At 68.4% G+C, this 16,975-nt stretch carries 10 protein-coding genes and 1 pseudogene; 5 read left to right on the forward strand and 6 right to left on the reverse strand.

Annotation, left to right across the window (positions count from 1 at the left end; translation table 11 throughout):
* Positions 1-241 precede the first annotated feature (241 nt).
* Entirely contained in the window at positions 242-6,022 is a 5,781-nt protein-coding gene (locus WMF28_RS06545) for a HEAT repeat domain-containing protein (protein ID WP_437601207.1), read from the reverse strand.
* Positions 6,023-6,559: 537 nt separating this feature from the next.
* Positions 6,560-7,432 carry a hypothetical protein gene (locus WMF28_RS06550; RefSeq protein ID WP_437601208.1) on the reverse strand — a complete coding sequence of 291 codons (873 nt, stop codon included), beginning with the start codon at positions 7,430-7,432 and terminating at the stop codon, positions 6,560-6,562.
* A gap of 778 nt (positions 7,433-8,210) precedes the next feature.
* On the opposite strand from WMF28_RS06550, the gene WMF28_RS06555 reads away from it, so the two are divergent.
* The 4 genes and pseudogenes from WMF28_RS06555 (at position 8,211) to WMF28_RS06570 (ending at position 11,471) form a co-directional block, all read left to right on the forward strand.
* Complete coding sequence (locus WMF28_RS06555) at positions 8,211-8,753, forward strand: hypothetical protein (protein ID WP_437601209.1); 543 nt, start codon at positions 8,211-8,213, stop codon at positions 8,751-8,753.
* Positions 8,750-9,703, forward strand: coding sequence for a phosphotransferase (locus tag WMF28_RS06560; RefSeq protein ID WP_437601210.1), 954 nt, complete (start codon positions 8,750-8,752; stop codon positions 9,701-9,703). The genes WMF28_RS06555 and WMF28_RS06560 overlap by 4 nt, the downstream gene beginning before the upstream one ends.
* Before the next feature lie 239 nt (positions 9,704-9,942).
* Positions 9,943-10,276: pseudogene (locus WMF28_RS06565) on the forward strand (DUF1428 domain-containing protein); the annotation flags it as partial.
* Positions 10,277-10,574: 298 nt separating this feature from the next.
* Entirely contained in the window at positions 10,575-11,471 is an 897-nt protein-coding gene (locus tag WMF28_RS06570; protein ID WP_437601211.1) for an STAS domain-containing protein, read from the forward strand.
* A gap of 41 nt (positions 11,472-11,512) precedes the next feature.
* Here WMF28_RS06570 and WMF28_RS06575 read toward each other — a convergent pair whose 3' ends face one another.
* A complete protein-coding gene (locus WMF28_RS06575) occupies positions 11,513-12,481 on the reverse strand; it encodes a hypothetical protein (RefSeq protein WP_437601212.1) in 969 nt (322 codons plus the stop codon).
* Between the two features lie 198 nt (positions 12,482-12,679).
* On the opposite strand from WMF28_RS06575, the gene WMF28_RS06580 reads away from it, so the two are divergent.
* Positions 12,680-12,940, forward strand: a complete 261-nt coding sequence (locus tag WMF28_RS06580) for a hypothetical protein (RefSeq protein WP_437601213.1) — start codon at positions 12,680-12,682, stop codon at positions 12,938-12,940.
* Positions 12,941-13,040: 100 nt separating this feature from the next.
* Here WMF28_RS06580 and WMF28_RS06585 read toward each other — a convergent pair whose 3' ends face one another.
* The 3 genes from WMF28_RS06585 to WMF28_RS06595 all read right to left on the reverse strand — a co-directional run bounded on the left by WMF28_RS06585 (position 13,041) and on the right by WMF28_RS06595 (position 16,906).
* On the reverse strand, positions 13,041-13,499 hold the full coding sequence (locus WMF28_RS06585) for an SRPBCC family protein (RefSeq protein WP_437601214.1): 459 nt from the start codon (positions 13,497-13,499) through the stop codon (positions 13,041-13,043).
* Positions 13,500-13,789: 290 nt separating this feature from the next.
* Entirely contained in the window at positions 13,790-15,400 is a 1,611-nt protein-coding gene (locus WMF28_RS06590; protein WP_437601215.1) for a M16 family metallopeptidase, read from the reverse strand.
* 3 nt (positions 15,401-15,403) lie between these two features.
* Positions 15,404-16,906 (reverse strand): M16 family metallopeptidase, encoded by a 1,503-nt coding sequence (locus WMF28_RS06595; protein ID WP_437601216.1) that lies wholly within the window; start codon positions 16,904-16,906, stop codon positions 15,404-15,406.
* Positions 16,907-16,975 lie beyond the last annotated feature (69 nt).

Raw genomic sequence — 16,975 nt, forward strand, 5'->3', positions numbered from 1 at the left:
GCCCGCTCCATCGCGGCTGCGGTGGGCGTGCGGCCGCGCGATGATGGCCGTCATCCAGTTCGATTTGATGGCTATCAATGACCTGGCCTGGTAAGGCGCTGTAAAAGAATAAAATCGCCAACTTCTGATTCGGAGTCTAGGCAAGCAGGAGTCGCGAGGCGCTGCGGCGTGATGATCTTGATCGTGATTGGAGCTATCAAGTGGTCGCACTGATCAATTTATTTTTTACAGCGCCTAACCGCTAGGTATGCAGCCGAAATCCGAAGAATGTCGGTCCCCAGTGCGTTTCTCCCGGTTGGATCTCCGGAGGGGTCAGGTGTTCGAAGCCGGTGTCCGCGCAGGCAAGGAAGACGCTAGGCGGGTTGGCTGCACGGAGGTACTGCGCTCGCCGCCATGCTTCGATGAGGTTGTGGTTTGGTCGTAAGAAGCGCTCGCGCGGCAACTCGGACACATCCATCGCGATGCGGATCAGGACGGGCTGCCCCGGAGCCCAGAGACGTTCCATCGGTTGCGCCACTTCTCCGAATACACGGCCTGCGGCCAGCGAACCGTCTTCAGAGGCCCACGCCAACCGGACGCACACCCATGCGAGCGCGAGTTCGCCCAGTTCGGGATCGAGGTCAATGTCGAGAGAACTTGGCGTCTTCACCCAGCTGCGCAGCCGAGCGGCCATGGGGGGAGCGTCCCTGCCTTCTACCACTGCCAATGCATCCGCGATCGACGAGAAGCTCTCTAGCGCGACAGCCTGCAGCGATCCGCTGGAGCCAAGCGCGCGCGCTGCGGCCTTGCGCACAGTGCTGTCGGGATCGTTATACAGGCGTTGGCGAAGCAGGCCGAACGCGTCCGCGTCGCCCGCGATCGCCTCAAGCAACGCGAGCCGCAGCTTTTCTTCCGGTTCGCTATCGACTCTCTCGCGTAGGGCGCGCCGGATCGATGGGTCGCGGTCCGACTTGAGGACATCGATGGCGGTCTCGCGGGTGCCTCTTTCCTCGTCGTCGAGCAACGCGATGAAACGTGATCGTACCTCCGGAACGTTGCTGAGTGCGGTCGCCGCAGCATGGCGCTCGTACTTGTCCTCGCTCGAGAGCGCCGAGAGCAACCGCGTGCGCGCAGCCTCGTCTCTGCCCAGCGACATGAACGCGGCATGTCGAACGTTCCCATCCGGATGATCGAGTAGCTCGAAGGTCCTCAGGCGGGCTGGTGGATAGTCCGCCAAGGCGCGCACGACCAGCGACAGCAAGTGCTCGTCTTCTGATTCAAGGTAGGACGCCAAGATCGGATGCGCTTCTGGATCGCTGGCCAGGATCCTACGAACCTGCCTGTTGTTACCAGATGGTAACGATAGGCTTCGCAGCCAACGGACGTCTCGCGCTCGATCCCTGAGCATCCGGCGTACTTCGTTATCGTGCTTAAATATACTCAAGGCGGCATTGCAAACGTCGTTATTTTGATCGAATATTTGACCGCGTAGAAGCGCGAGCGAGTCGGGGTCGCGCGAGAGTGGCTCGACGGCGGTAGCTCGTTCTGTACCGGGCGCGTCGGCCGACGTGAGCAGGGAGCGAAGTTTCTCCCGGGCCGCTGCATGATCCGCGAGGTATCGAAATGCCGAGACTCGGACAGCCCACAAGTCCTCGTCGAGGAAGGCCACGAGACGAGCTCGAATCTCTGGGTCGTTCTTCGTGGCTTCATACGCCGCCCACATTACCAGATCGTCCTTGTCTTCGACGAGGTGTTGTAGGCGAATATGCATTGATGGATCTGAGGAAAGTGCTTTGATGGACGCGATTCGTACGGCCCCGTGAGGGTCTGCTAACGACTCTTCGATCAGGGCGCGTGAGCGGGCGTCCACGGGACTCAGCACTCTCACGATCGCAGCGCGAATGTACTCGTGAAGATGCAGGCCGCGCCCCCCGTCTATAATTTCATGTGCCGGCTTCGAGCGAGTTTCGTAAAAATATTCGCGCAGCGCCGCATGCGAGCGCCGATGACCGCCTATCGCATCCACAACCGCGCGACGTACCCGTTCCGCGGGATCATGAAGCATCTGAGCTATTTCGTCGAGCGCCATGTCATCGCGGCACAGCGCTTGAACGGCCGTGGCGCGCTCGTCGTCCGTCGACGCTCGCAGGAAGTGGCGGATCTCGGGCCAAGTCTCGTGCTGCTTCCCTAATGCGTGGATCGCAGCGCAGCGAACAAATGACTTCGGGTGGTCCAGGAGGGCCACAATTTGGCGTCGTGCACTGTCCTCTAGGGCCACGGTATCGATGATGACGGGAAGCAGCTGGTTTTGAGCCCGGTCGAGCAGTGTGACGAGAAGGGGGAGCGCTTCGAGATCACCAGCCAGGGCGGCCACCTCTGGCCACGACACATCCGTGGTGGTTAGCCTGCTCAATACCCGGTCGCGCCACTTCGGGTTCTTGGATAGCTGGCGAACCGTCTTCTCGTCGTCCTCCACTGACCATTTCAGGCCATCAACATATCTCTGGATGAGCGATTTCGACAAGGTGTCGTCTGCAAGCGCGCGCACCGCAGCGGAGCGGAGCGCGACGAAACTGCTTGAACACCGGGCAGGTAACTCGATCGACTCTTCGAGTGCCGCTCGGATAAGGCGCAGCGATGCAGGATCGTCTGTCAGGGCATCGATGGCGGCTGCGCGAACCGCATAATCTGGATCGCACCTCAAGGTACCGCGCAGGCGGTTCAGGTAGTTGGCCCGTTGTTCGGAGCGGCGGCCGAGCCAGCGCACGACGAACTTCCGGGTCCGGGCTTCGTCGTCTGTAAGCCGTTCTACGACCTGAATTTCCGCACCCGCGTCGTCTGCCAGCGCCATGACAGCGTCGTTCCGAAGCTCCTCCGAGGTGTGATCGAGAAACGGCCGGAGCCGGGGCCAGTGCTCCGGGTACTGGCCTAAGATTCGTAGCGCGCGCCCCTGATCCCACAACTCCGCACCCCGAGTTAATTGCCTCAGCTGGTCGACATCGTTGCAGTGGCGCACGATCGCGCGCGCCTGCCGGTGAATAGTCGACCACCATCGCGCCTCTCGGCGCTGCGGCTCGCGAAGACCGAGGAGCCAGGTCGAGACGTGCGCCTCCGCCGCAGCCTCGCCGTGCGTCTGGAGCACCGGCGCGAGCATATGCTCGACCAAGCTTGGGGTGACATGCTCCCGCAGCACGAAGAACGCACGTTCGGCCGAGGACATCAGCGCACGCTCCGCGTCACCGAACCTTCCGCTCGCAACCTGGAGCCGCTCCGCCACAAGGCGAACGATGTCGTCCGCATGACGGCCGCAGAATCGGCGCACCACCTCACCTCCATACCCGATCGCACGGAGCACCAGACGCGCCAGCCGGTGGTCGCGCCGATCGTGGGTCCGCGCGTCAGCCAAGGCTTCGACCAACGCGTTCGGTGCCTGCAGGGCGTGGGCCATAGGCAGCACTTCGAGAGCGCTGCCCTCAATATCGATCGCCTCCGTGCTGTACATCCGCTGGCGCTCGCGGCCGAGGTCGACGTCCGCCTCCGCGGCGAGCCGCTCTCCAAGGCCAAGATGTGTGAACCGAATTTGTGACATGCCATCGAAGAGCCCGGTGTGCGAGAAGAACCTTCGGTACGGTGCCGGAAGCTCCACTTCTTCGAACACGACCCTCGGAGGTCCATTTGCAGGAATGAGCATCCGCCGTGCGAACTCCTGGAGCGCCGGCCGCAACGCTTGTCCGCGGAACTGGGCAGGCAATCGATCCGACTGCAGCATGTGATCGATCGCCTGATCCCAAAGCTGAAGTGTCGAGGTCGGGAGGTCTGCATGCACCTGATAAAGGGTCGCCGCTAGCCCGAGCAGTACCGGTGTCTCGAGCCAGATCTGTCCATCTGGAAAACCGTGAAGATGCTTTATGAGCGCCTGGATCCAGGGTGCCTCATCGAAGTAAGACCTCAGCATTCGTTCGGCGGCAATCCTTGGGATACCGTGGAGTGTGACCCGGGTTGTGTTATTCCAGATCATCTCGGCCAGCAGCGGCCGCGAGGCCACTATGACTCGGCTGTTCAGCTGGCTCAGCCACTCGGCGGTATGACCCTGCTGGACCGCATCCGCCTCGTCGAGGCTGTCGATGAGGATCACCGCGTCGCCACGGTTGATCGCCGCTTCTAGCCCTCGGCGTGCATCCGAAGGTCCATCGTCAAGGCCGACGCTCAGCAAGGCACGTTTCGCCAGAGCCTCCGCGAGGTTGTCACCTAGGTCGCGGTGGGAGGGCAGCTTCGGCAACCACACAGGGAGCCGCGACCCGGGCTTTTCCTCGTACCCTTTTGCGGCTTCACAGGCGAGGTAGCGGAGCAGTGTCGACTTGCCCGTGCCCGCCGCGCCAACGATCAGGGTACGCACAGCGAGATCAATCAACGCGGACGCCCGAAGCGTCTCCGTGCCGGAGCGGTGTGCCCACGGTGCATCGCTTCTTCGGGAGAGTTCGGTCCTCAGCGCTTCCCTGTGAGGGTCCTCTTCGCGCTCGCCGAGCGGCTCATCGGCATCGTCCTCGGCCCGTCGAACCGCGCCCGTTTGCGTGATTTCAAGCTCGACGTAGACATCTTGTATTGGATGAGAACGCGTGTCGCCGGCCAGAGTAACAAATCCCGCTCGCTCGCGAATGCGCGATAGGTAGGTTGTGAGCGACAGTTCCGATGAGCGTGCCGTCGGAACATGGCGAAGTGGACGACCATCCGCAGGCTTCAGAGTGGCGTCGCCGTCTGATCGTCCCTCGGGACCGAAATGACCTTTCGGCCAGAGCCGCTTGCGTGTCTGGTCGAGTTGGTTTCGAGCGCGGAGGCCCCCGCAAGCTTCCCAGATCGAACGAAACTCGTGCTCGAGTGTGCTCCTTGGACCATGTCGGACTATGATTTGATCGAATCTCTCCTGTTTTCCATTGGCGAGACTAACGACATATCCACCACTTTCTGGTCTGATATTTGTCGCACTCAACGTCTCCGACATCAGTCGGACACGGTTGTTGGGCAGGTGGTGACAAATTCTAGAAACGAGGAATCTGTTCAGCATCGATGCGCCTAGGGTATAGTGCTCACCTCCCATGCTGCAGAGGACCGCCGACGTGTCGTTTCGCAGACGGAAGGCATTGTCGACGCCAGAAGGGGCATGGAGGTCCTGGTACATTTGCTTTAAATAGTGGGAAACAGCATCGTTTCCATTTGTCTTTTGGACCCGACGCGCCTCGGTTTCGATATCCAGAAGCGACTCTTGTAGCGCTTCCATTCCGTCATCCGAGAAGAACTGCTCCACGATTTGATCGTGTCGGAAATCACAGATACGTATCCGCAGAAGGTCGACGAGCCCGCCGTCTCCACAGCCGGATACAAGGTAACGGTGTTCCCTGCCTTGCGGGTCCAGTTGATGTAGGCTGTCGGCACGCCAGTAAGACTGGGCATGGAGCGGTGCTGAATCTTCTACTCCGAAACCGACGGCGAGAACGATGATCTTGAATTGCTCGGCACGATTTGTCTCCCCGCTCCACTCGAGAGTGCCGTTAGTATTAGGGGTGATGTTGTGCACGTTCAGATGGACCTTCAGCCGATCCGTCGCTGCGATCGTCCTCCAGGATGATTCGAGCTCACGCACCACGGCGTCGGCATGGCCCGCACTCCAGTTCATGAGCGGCAGTTCGGCGTCACGATGAGTCGAGTTCGGTTCGGGCCAGTCGTAAATGTGTGGATGCAGCCAACGATGTGTACATCCACGTTGCATCGGCAGCAGCGTCTGCGCTTTCTCGAGCACGGTGACTTTGCACCCGAGCTGCAACGCTGCGGCCGTCGTCATGAGACCAGCTGCACCGCCGCCAACCACGGCAACGCTGTCGCCTTGAGCGAGGCGCTTCTCGGAGCATAGCGACCAGATGAGGTTTAGCGCCCGCACCTGCTGCGAGTACACGGTCACCCGCCTCTCGAAACAGCCGAGCACATAATACGCCGGCCAACCTGGAACCTGCATGTGACTTAGAAGCGTTTCGGTCTCGCTGGGGGTCATCGTGCCTCTGCCCGCTCGGAGCCACCCGCGCGGGGTGTAACGGATGGTCAGATGCATGCTCTGCCAGCGGACACCTCGCCGTCAACTGGGCGCGCCCGCCGCGCGCGGAGGCGGGTGGCGTTGGCCGGCTCCCGGCCCACAACCAGGATCGGCGGCGACCCCGACCCCGAGGATCGGAGGCGACCCCGACCCAGGTTCAGCGAGGGCAACGTCGGCGGCGACCCCGACCCAGGTTCAGCTAGGGGCAACGTCGGTCAGTTAAGGCCGCCGCAGGCACCAGCGATCGCGTAAGTGCCCGAAATGACTAGGCGCCACAGTGCGCGAAGCGCTGCACGGACCGGCATTGAGCGATCCAGCGACCCGACCCAGGTTGGTGTCGCCGCCCGAGAGCAGCGAGCCGGCGCCGGACAGCGAGGCGTGTGAGCGGGCGCTCGCCATCGCGGCGCGGTGCGACCCGATCGAGGTTGAGGTAGCCCGCGTCGGGAGCCGCAAGTTGGAACGGGCTGCGCCGCTCGGAGGGCGCGGCGTGAGGAACAGCTACTCCACGGTGGGCTCCAGGAGAGGCTCGCCGCCCGGCGCGCCCGGCTCGGTGCTCGCGCCGTCGTCGTCGCCGTCACCCGCGTTGTTCTTCCCCGCCCCCGGCTTGCGCCCGCCGCCCTGCGCGAACAGCGACGGCGCGATCGCGTCGGCGTCGTCCTCCTTCCAGCGCAGGTACGACACCGCGCGTCGGCACGCATCGTAGGCGTTCACGAGCAGCGTGAACGCCCGCGCCCGTCGCTCGGCCGCGTCAGCTGCCTTCGGCGCCGGCAGGCCCGGCTGCTGGCGGGCCCCCAGCGCGACGAGCAGCTCCGGCCCGAGCTGGGAGGCGCGCTCCACGTCTCTCCACTCGACCGTGGTCCTGTTCTTCACGGCGTCCCATCCCTCGCTGAAGAGCGCCGCGAGCGCCACGAGGTCGTTGGCGGTGTCGAGGTGCCCCTGGCCTCTGCGGATCTCGGCCACCCGCGGCGCGTCGACGATCCCCTTGTGCGCCAGCGCCTCCGCCGCGACGAGCAGGTCCTCGCGCAGCGGCGCCGCCTCGTCGAGGAGCCGCTTGAGCGCGTCCTGCCCGACCGAGGCGGGCAGCGCGAGCAGGTGCGCATACCAGGCGGCGAGCGCGTACGTCTGGAGCTTGTCGAGCTGGCTCAGAGGGTGCCTGGGGAGCTCCTCCACGAACCGCGGGCGCAGCGCGTGAAGGTGCGGGACGGCCCCGATGGCCACGGAGACGGCGCGCGGAATATCGACGTTGATCGGCACCACCTCGCCGACGTCGTCGAGCTCGGGCTCGACGAGCGCGAACGCCTTGGCCGCCTCGCTCGGCGCGCCAGGCCTGGCGGGTACAGATTTCTTCGTGCTCGGCTTGGATCTCGGCATCAGCTTCTCCCTCGCAAGGTGAGCGGGCACCCGTCGATGCCGTGATGAACCACAGCGGACGGGTGGTATCGCGATCGCCCTCAGACGATGCCTCAGGAGGAATCAACAGCCATGCCAGCGCGACGAGGTCTGCTGTCGATGTCCGGCAGCGGATGAGGCTGGAACAGCTCGGCATCGCCGAGACGTACGCGGGCGGAGGGGGGCGCGGGACGCGACGCGCCTTGCGCTGCTGCGCAAGCGCTTGCGCGCAACGGCTTGCGGTCGCACCGACCCGCGCGCGCGCCTGCGATGACGGTGGTGGAGGGCGGTAGAGCCGCCTCCGGACCATCGACTGGGGCCTGGAGGGGCGGTTGAACCGCCATCGGAGCACCGATCTCGGCGCCGGAGGGGCGGTTGAACCGCCTCCGGAGCACCGATCGGGGTCTTGGATGAGCGGTCGAACCGCCATCGGAGCACCGATCTCGGCGCCGGAGAGGCGACCTAACCGCCATCGGAGCACCGATCTCGGCGCCGGAGAGGCGGTCTTACCGCCTTCGGAGCGCCGTCACCGCATGCGCACGCGCGGCTCGGTGCGAGCGCGCGCCCCCCCGCCGTCCCCCTGGCGCGCCCCGACGCGGAGCGCTAGCCTGCTTACCTGGGTGCGCAGGGGCGCCCTCCCCGCCGGAAAGAAGCCTTTCACCCTGCACGCGACGAACGCGGGTCACCTCGCACCGTCATGACCACGTCGACATCCTCGGGCCGAGGGAGCGGGTAGCGGCCGATTCGAGAGGAGACGTCCATGATGGATCCCGTTCGCGAGCTGAAGATCCGCGCCGAGCTGCTGCACAAGCGGCTCGCGTCGAACGACGCCGGGGCGCTGGCGCGCCTGCGCGCGCTGCCCGAGCTCGGACGCGCCGACGAGGCCGCGCTCGCCGCGGCCGTTCCCGGGTTGCGCCGGAAGCACTGCCTCGCTGTGGTCGCACGCGAGTGCGGCTTCTCGAGCTGGGAGCGCGCCCGCCTCGCCCTCGCCGGAGCGCCCGGCGCGCCCGAGCTCGGGACATTGCTCTACGGAGGGCATGGCGGCGTGCTCCACCACTGGTTCGCGACCCACGACGAGGCGCGCGCCCGCGTCGCGGCGCTCCCCGAGGCGCCGCGCAGCTATCTTCTCACGTACAAGCACCACTTCTTCGTCGCCGATCGCGCGTTCGTCGCGTCGCTCGGGCTCGACCCCGACGACCCGGACTGGCAGGCGATCGGATGGGACTGGGCACAGCCCGCCGACCTCGCCGCGCGGAGCCGCCTCTACGCGAAGCGGCTCGCCTCGACGCGGGGGACGGCATGAGCGCCCCGGAGATGCACCCGGACCTCACCGCCGCGCTCGAGGCCGCGTTCCCTGGGCGCCCAGTCGAGGATGTGACCTCGCTCTCGGGCGGGTTCTCCGGCGCCGCGCTGCTCGCGTTCGTCGTCGACGGCGCGCCGTACGTCGCGAAGCGTTTCGCGCTCGATCCGAGCGATCCGGAGCGGGTCGCGCGCGAGATCGCGTGCATGCGCGTCGCGTCCGAGCGCGGCGTCGCCCCGCGCCTGCACCACGCGGACGCGCGGACGGGCGCGACGATCATGGACCGCATCGCGGGGACGCCGCTCCGCCCGACGGGCGACCCGACGCTGCTCGAGCGGATCGCGACGACGTTGCGGCGGCTCCACGACGGTCCGCCGTTCCCGCGCAGCCCGTCGCGCATGGACTTCCTGCGCTCCCTCGACGCGCGGTGCGCCGCGGTCGCAGGCGTGGGCCTCCCGGCGGAGCTCGTCCGCGCCGTCGACGAGCTCGAGCAGGTGAGCGCGCCCCACGCGCACGCGGCCCCGTGTCACCGCGACCTCAACCCGAACAACGTGCTCGTGACGACCGACCGCGTGTACCTCGTCGACTGGACCACCGCAGGCGCGGGCGATCCGCTCGTCGATCTCGCGCAGCTCGGCATCTTCGCGTATCCGCGGCCCGAGCAGCGCGAGGCCCTGCTCGGGGCGTACCTCGGAAGGCCCGCGAGCGACGAGGACCGCGTGCGGGCGCGCATCGGGCGCGCCATCGCCCTCGCCTTCTACGCCGCGAGCTTCTTCTTCGCGGGAGCCCGCCTCGGCGGGCCGACTCCCGCGGACGAGGAGCCCCGCCCGCTCGCGGAGGTACTCGCCGCGTTCGGCGCCGCGCCGGAGCGCACACACCCCGGCACCGTCGCCGCCGCCCTCCTGCGCGAGATGCGCCGGGAAGCACAGGACGTCTTGCGCGCTCGGCCGTGACGCCCCGCTGAAGGCGGGGCGCGGGCGCCCGGCCGCGACCGCGGATCGTCTCGGTCCTGCGCAGAGCCGACGCGGCCGGGCGCCCGGGCCAGCCGGGCTCGACTCGGTTGCTGTGCGGCAGGACAGCAATGCTCCCAGCCGACCCCGAGGCCGCTCGACGTCACGCCCAGTGTCGAGCTCGCCGTTGGCCTGGAGTCGCCGCTTGACGCGTGAGCGGCAGGTCCGCATCCTCGCGCCCCATGAGCTACATCGACGGCTTCGTCACTCCGGTACCCGCGGGCAAGAAGGCAGCCTAGCGCGAGCTCTGCGCGAAAGCCGGCCAGATCTTCAAGGAGTATGGTGCGACGCGCACTCGTCGAGTGCTGGGGCGACGACGTCCCCGACGGCAAGATCACCGACTTCAAGGGCGCAGTGAAGGCCGAGGCAGGCGAGACAATCGTGTTCTCCTGGATCGTGTGGCCATCGAAGGAGGTGCGCGACCGGGCGAACGAGAAGATGCAGAACGACCCGCGCATGAAGATGACAGAAGACGTGCCGTTCGACCCCAAGCGCATGACCCTTCATGGCCATCAGCGCCGGCCCGCTCGACCCGTTCAACCACGCCATCAACACGCTGAGCGCCGGCGCAGGGGCACGCCGCCGCCGGCGCTTCCCCACCAGCGCGGATGTGAGTGAACGCTGTAAGCACGGAAACCTGCGCAAAGGAGCCTCGCAGCTCTGGTTGCGACAAGGAGCGCGCTGGAGGGGCGTCGCGCGCGCGATGTGCGGCAGGCGGCGACCGCCCTCGCCGGCAGCGCGCGCGCCAGGCCGCTTCGAGCGCCACGCACCGTGCTTCTTTGATATACAGTCCAGGATAGAACCGAGGGCACGGATGAGCGGTGATTCGAATTACAGTGATGTGGTTGCGGAGAACCAGCGCCTGAGGCAGCGCATCCGCGAGCTGGAGCAGGCGGACGAGGAGCGGGAGCGCCTCCTCGTTGCGCTGCGCCGCAGCGAGGAGCATGTGCGCCTTTTTGTCACCTACACGCCGGCCGCGTTCGCCATGTTCGATCGAGACATGCGCTACGTCCTGGCCAGTCAGCGTTACGGGGCAGATTTCGGCATGGACAGTCGAGATCTCATCGGTCGGAGCCATTATGAGATCTTCCCCGAGATCCCCGGGCACTGGAAGGCGATCCACCAGCGCTGCCTCGCGGGGGCCTCGGAAGGGAATGATGAGGAGCCCTTCCCGCGGGCCGACGGACACGTCGAGTGGGGGAGCTGGAAGATCTTCCCGTGGCACACGGCGACCGGCGAGATCGGCGGGATCATGCTGTTCACGGAGGTGATCACCAAGCGAAAGCAGCTCGAGGACACGCTCCGGATGCAGGCGAAGACGCTCATGGAGCTGTCGGCGCCCATCGTGCCCATCAGCCAGGGCGTCCTCGTGCTGCCGCTGGTGGGCGTGCTGGACGCGGGGCGGGCGCAGCAGATGATGGAGAACCTGCTGGGCAAGGTGGTCGAGCGGCAAGCGCGGGTGGCGATCATCGACGTCACGGGCGTGCCGCACATCGACACGGGCTCGGCGAACGCCCTGCTGCAAGTGGCGCGGGCGGTCCGGCTGCTCGGGGCGCAGGTCGTCCTGACCGGCATCCGGCCCGAGGTGTCCCAGGCCATCGTCGGCCTCGACATCGACCTCGCCGGCATCGTGACCCGCCGCGATCTCCAGAGCGGGATCGCGTTCGCGGCCACGGCGAGCCCGGGAGCACCGTCGCCGTCGCCGCGATGAGACGTACCCGGCCTCGCCGCAGCGGCGGAGGCCGGCGCGGCTCAGGAGCGCGACGCGGGTGTCGGCCGGGGGCGAGCCGGCGTGCGGGGGCGAGCCCTCGCGGCTCGGGTCTTCGTCCCGAGGGCCTCGCGCACCGACGTGGCCGTGGCGGCCTGCGTGATCCACAGGTCGAGCTTCGCCGCGTCGGCGCAGGCCCGGATACGCGCTTCGTCGTCCTGCGAGGGCGAGAGCCCGCGCGCCCGCAGCAGCGTCAGCAGCGCGTCTTGCCGGCCCTTGGCCTCGCCCTCGGCCCGGCCCTCGGCCCGGCCCTTCTTCCGCCCCTGTGCTTCGAGGAAGAGACGCAGCTTCCTGGCAGCGGGTGTTTCCGGGATCTTGTCGGGGTTCATCGAGGCCTCCCTGAGGAGCTCCAGCATCCGCTCGCTGAGCACGGAAAGGATCGCACGCTGCTGGGCCCGTCGCAATGCGCGCGGCAGCCGCTCGGTCAGCTCGAACGCCCGCTCGACGACGGCGCGCGCCCCGGGCCCATGGCGGTGTTGCATGGCCCAGGCCGCGAAGAGCGCGAGCTCCGGGTGACGCTCGTCGAGCAGCGCTCTGCCCTCGGCGTCGCCGAGGTGAAGCACGACCGGCTTGAGCTGGAGCACGGTCCCGAGGCGCGTCCGCACGCACGCCACGCGCTCGGCCCAGCGGGCGACAGCGCGGCGCGCGGTGATGACGATCACGTCGCCGAGCGCGCCGGTCTGGCTGAAGAGCAGGCTGGCCGCGAGGGGCCACCGGCGGCGCTTTGCCGGGTCGACGCTGCGCTGCAGCTCGACCAGGACCCAGCGGCGCCGGCCACCCTGGAGAACGAGATCGAGCCGCAGCTCTGCAGGCTTCACGAAGCGAAGCGTGGCGTCGGCCGGCTTGAGGCGCCGCGGCAGCTGCACGCCGGTGAGCTTGGAGACGAGCGCGCCGAGCAACCCCGGCTGCTCTCGCAATGCGACGATCAGGACCTCGTGCGGTGTGCTCGGCACGGCGCCTGACTACGCCGAGAGGGTGGTGACCGGCCAAGTTCCGCTCGTCGCCCGAGCCCACATTCCCGCGGCGCATCGGGGCCACGCAGAAACCGAAATGGACGCATCGAACGGCGCGGAATCAATCAATCCTTCACCGTTGCGCCTGCCTCACAGCAACCCGGTTGACGCTCGGCGATCGGGCTCCAGAGGGACACCATGAAACGCACGAAAGAGCATGCAGGACCGAGCAAACAGGCGGAGCAGCAGGTGGGCGGCGAGCAGCAGGAGCCGGGAGCGCCGACGCGGCATCTGAACGACGACAAGACGACGCAGGGAGCGAGCGATATCGAGAAGATCGCGCGCCAGCAGGGCGCCTCGCAGCGGGGGTACACTGCGGACGGACCGCACGAAGATCGACCAGCGCAGTTCGACCCGGCGCACCCGGGTGGGCGGCCCGAGGGCGATCCGCGCCGCTGACGCGGATGGCAGAGGCCGCGGCACCCGCGCGCGGCGCGATGGCCGCGGTGAGGGGGCGCGTCGCGCGATGGCCGCGACGTCGGCGATTCGAGCGAGCGGGCTACTGCGGCGGGGCTTCACAGGCCCGCCGCGTCACCTCGTGGCGGTAGTCGAACATCCGCTCCAGCTTGCGCCGGACGAAGCGAGCGCCGCCGAGGCGGCCAATGAGTCCGAGCGGGAGCTCGTACTCCACGCGATCGGTGAGCGTGCAGCCGCCCGAGCCGTCGGGATCCATGCGGTGGGTGTGGACCCAGCGCTTGAAGGGCCCGCTGCGCTGCGTGTCCTGGAACATCCGGCCCTGCTCGTACTGCGTGTGCTCCGCGACCCAGCGCACCGGGACGGGGCCGATGCGCGCCTCCAGGACCACGCGCGCGCCGACCAGGATGCCGCCGGCCTTCTCCAGGACCCGCGCCCGCTCCCAGGGGGGCGTGAGCCGCTCCAGGGCGTCGGGCTCCTCGTGGAAGGCGAAGACCCGCTCGGGGGGCGCGGCGATGCGCGTGCGCTTCTCGAAGATCGGCATGGCGCGACCATGGATCGCGGCCTGCCGGCGCGCCCGCGCCCCGCCGCCGCCTCAGGCGACGGCGCGCCGATCGAGCGGGTCCTCGGGATCGGCCGCTCGGGCGACGCGGTCCGCTCGCGGTGGCCTGCGCGCTCGGGTGCCCGGCGCGTTCATGCATCAGCGACGTCCTGAGCGCCCGCGAGAAGGGGTGGGGGACGCCGGCCGGCGAGGTGGCGCCGCCGGGCCCACCTGCGCGGCGGCTGGCGTGCTCCACGCCAGCGCGCCCACGCAGGCGAGCGGCACCGCGATTCTCACGGCTTCTTTGCAGGGGGAGCCGCCGGCGCCGCCGCGGGCTTGCCGGCCTGGGGCGCGGCGGGCTTGCCGGCCGCCGGCTGTCCGGCCTTCACGCCCGGCGCCTTCTGGACGGTGACCTCACCGAGCTGCAACGCCGGGAGCTGCTCTCCGAGGGCGCCGGCGTCGCCCACCAGGACGACCCGGAGCTGCTCGGGCACGAGGTACTTCTGCGCGACCCGCTGCACGTCCGCGGGCGTGATCCGCTGGAGCCTCGCCGGCCGCGTTCCGAACTCGTCGAGCGGCAGATCGTAGACAGCGAGGCTCGCGACCGTCGACGCTGTCGCGCCTGCCGTCTCGAAGCGGGCCGGCAGCTGGCGGATGAGGTTCGCCTTGGCGTCCGCGAGCTCCTCGATCGTGACCGGCTCCCTCCGCATCCGCTCGAGCTCGGCGAGGATCTCCTTCACGGCGGGGCCGGTGTTCTCCCGCACGATGGCGCCGCCCGCGGAGAACGGGCCCGCGCCGTGGCGCATGTCGAAGCCGGAGCGCGCGCCGTAGGTGTAGGCGTGCTTCTCGCGCAGGTTCAGGTTGAGCCGGCTCGAGAACTGCCCGCCGAGGAGGGTGTTCATCACGAGGAGCGCGTCGTAGTCCTTCGTCGCGCGCGGCACGCCCGGCAGCGTCACCGTCACGGTCGACTGCGTGAGCCCGGGTCGATCGACGAGCACGATGCGCGGCGCGCCCGCCGCGATCGCCGGCGGCTCGGCGGGGAGCGCCGCCTTCGCCGGGACGGGCGGCGCGCCGATCGGGCCCTTCCAGGCGCCGAAGACCCGCTCCACCTCCTTCACCGCGTCGGCCTTGGTGATGTTCCCGGCGATGGCGACGGTCGTCAGCTCCGGCCGGAACTGCGCGGCGTGGAACCTCGCGAGGACGCCCGCCGTGATCTTCTTCAGCGCCGCCTCGGTCCCGAGCAGCGGCGTGCTGTACGGGTGGCCCTCGGGGTAGAGGACCAGGCCCTGGGTGATGGAGAGGAGCGACGCGGGCCGGTCGTTCATCTCGGCGAGCTGGGTGATGCGGCGCGACCGCTCGCGCTCGATCTCGGCCGGCGCGAACGCCGGGTTCATGTACGCGTCGCCGAGCAGCGTGAGCATCTCGCCGAACCGCGGCGTCACGCTCTGGCCCTGCACGCCGCCGCCGTCGAAGTCGACCCCGGACGAGAAGTTCGCGCCGAGCTTGCCGAGCGCGTCGCTGAACTGGAGCGCGGTGCGGGTCCTGGTGCCCTGCGTGAGCATCGCGCCCGCGAACGCGCCGACGCCCGGATCGGCCTGGTCGGCGCCGCGGACGGTGGTCACGTCCACCGCCACGATCGGCAGCTCGTGCCGCTCCACGACGAGGACGCGGATCCCGTTCGCGAGCTTCGCCTCCTCGATCCGCGGCGGCACGAAGACCACCTCCGGCCCGGGGGGCGGCGACGATTTCCGGAAAGCGTCCGCCGGCGCGGGCGGCGGCGCCGCGGCGGGGGGCGGCGCGGACGGCGCCTTGGCGGTCGCGGCGGGCGGCGCCGGCGGGGTCGAGGCGCAGGCGGCGAGCGCCGCGGCGGCGAGCGAGACGGAGAGGATTCGTTTCATGCGCATGGCTCAACCCCCCTTCGGCGCGGCCGTGCCGGCCGCGGTCTGCTTCACGAGGCGCCCGGCCTTCGGGGCGCCCGGCTTCGGCGTGACGAGGGCGATCACGCGCCTGCCCCGGGGCAGGAGCTCCGCGGTCGCCTTCTGCAGGTCGGCGGCCGTGACCCCCTCGTACCTGGCCACGTCCTTCGGGAAGTACCCCGGATCGCCGGCGAGCTGGTTGTAGTTGTTGATGGCGTTCGCGCGCGCGGTCACCCGCTCCATGCTGAAGATCAGATCCGAGAGCAGCTTCGCCCGGGCCCGCTCGTGCTCGTCCTGCGTCGGCGGCGCCTTGCGCAGCTTCTCGAGCTCGGCGTCGATCAGCTTCAGCGCCTGCTCGGGCGACTTGCCCTTCTTCAGCGTGGCCGTGATCTGGAAGGTGCTGGCGAGCTGGCTCGACGCCTGGCCCGCGAACACGTCCTGCGCGATCTGGAGATCGTAGACGAGCTTCTTGTAGAGCCGGCTCGTCTTGCCCGAGGCAAGGACGTTGGCGACGAGGTCGAGCTCGGCGTCGCCGGGCGCGAAGCCCGGCGGCGTCACCCAGCTGATCGTCACGCGGGGCAGCTCCACGTCCGCCTCGATCTCGAGGCGCTTCTCGGTCGCGAGGTCGCCGGGGTCGGGCTTCGACACGACGGGCGGCGGGGCGCCCTTCGCGATGGGGCCGAAGTACTTCTGGATGAGCTCCTTCGCGCTGTCCCGCGCGATGTCGCCCGCCACGACGAGGGTCGCGTTGTTCGGCACGTAGAACGTCCGGAAGAAGGCCTGGACGTCCTGCATCCGCGCGGCGTCGAGGTCCTCGGGCGTGCCGATGGTCAGCAGGTGGTAGGGGTGGCTCTCCGGGAACAGGGCCGCGCGGAGGAACTGCGGCACGAGGCCGTAGGGCGCGTTCTCGTAGTTCTGGCGGCGCTCGTTCTTCACGACGTTGCGCTGGCTCGCGAACGTCTCCTCGTTCGCGTGGTCGAGCAGCCACCCCATCCGGTCGCTCTCCAGCCAGAGCGCGAGCGCGAGCTCGTTGGCCGGGACGGTCTCGAAGTAGTTCGTGCGGTCGGCGTTGGTGGTCCCGTTGCGTTCGCTCGCGCCGGCCCGCTCCAGGTACTTGAAGAACATGTCCTCGCCGACATGCTTCGAGCCCTGGAACATGATGTGCTCGAAGAGGTGCGCGAAGCCGTTCTTGCCGCTCGGCTCGTCCTTGGAGCCGACGTGGTACCAGACGTTGACGGCCACGACGGGCGTGCGGCGATCCTCGTGCAAGATCACCTCGAGCCCGTTCTGGAGCGTGTACTTCTCGACCGGGATCATGACGCTCACGCTGGTCGTGGCCGGCGCTGACGCGGCCAGGGGCGCCGCGGCCGGGGGCGCCGCGGCCGGGGGCGCCGCGTCGGCGGGCAACGTCAGGCCGAGCGCGGCGACGAGCGCGCTCGACAGGGACGAGAGCGCCCGGAGGCGCCTCCGTTCGGACGGATGGTTGGCTCGCATGGCGCGGTTCTAGCGCAGATCGACCAAGGTCGAGCGCAAACTTCGCTCGTGGAGAGGGGGCGGAGCGCC

Source organism: Sorangium sp. So ce590 (genome assembly GCF_051521365.1).
Lineage (GTDB): Bacteria > Myxococcota_A > Polyangia > Polyangiales > Polyangiaceae > Sorangium.

What these genes read in the sequence shown, in the direction of transcription:
- WMF28_RS06545 (WP_437601207.1), bottom strand. Translation starts at nt 6,022, where the DNA reads ATGACCCCCAGCGAGACCGAAACGCTTCTAAGTCACATGCAGGTTCCA.
- WMF28_RS06550 (WP_437601208.1), bottom strand. Translation starts at nt 7,432, where the DNA reads ATGCCGAGATCCAAGCCGAGCACGAAGAAATCTGTACCCGCCAGGCCT.
- WMF28_RS06555 (WP_437601209.1), top strand. Translation starts at nt 8,211, where the DNA reads ATGATGGATCCCGTTCGCGAGCTGAAGATCCGCGCCGAGCTGCTGCAC.
- WMF28_RS06560 (WP_437601210.1), top strand. Translation starts at nt 8,750, where the DNA reads ATGAGCGCCCCGGAGATGCACCCGGACCTCACCGCCGCGCTCGAGGCC.
- WMF28_RS06570 (WP_437601211.1), top strand. Translation starts at nt 10,575, where the DNA reads ATGAGCGGTGATTCGAATTACAGTGATGTGGTTGCGGAGAACCAGCGC.
- WMF28_RS06580 (WP_437601213.1), top strand. Translation starts at nt 12,680, where the DNA reads ATGAAACGCACGAAAGAGCATGCAGGACCGAGCAAACAGGCGGAGCAG.
- WMF28_RS06585 (WP_437601214.1), bottom strand. Translation starts at nt 13,499, where the DNA reads ATGCCGATCTTCGAGAAGCGCACGCGCATCGCCGCGCCCCCCGAGCGG.
- WMF28_RS06590 (WP_437601215.1), bottom strand. Translation starts at nt 15,400, where the DNA reads ATGCGCATGAAACGAATCCTCTCCGTCTCGCTCGCCGCCGCGGCGCTC.
- WMF28_RS06595 (WP_437601216.1), bottom strand. Translation starts at nt 16,906, where the DNA reads ATGCGAGCCAACCATCCGTCCGAACGGAGGCGCCTCCGGGCGCTCTCG.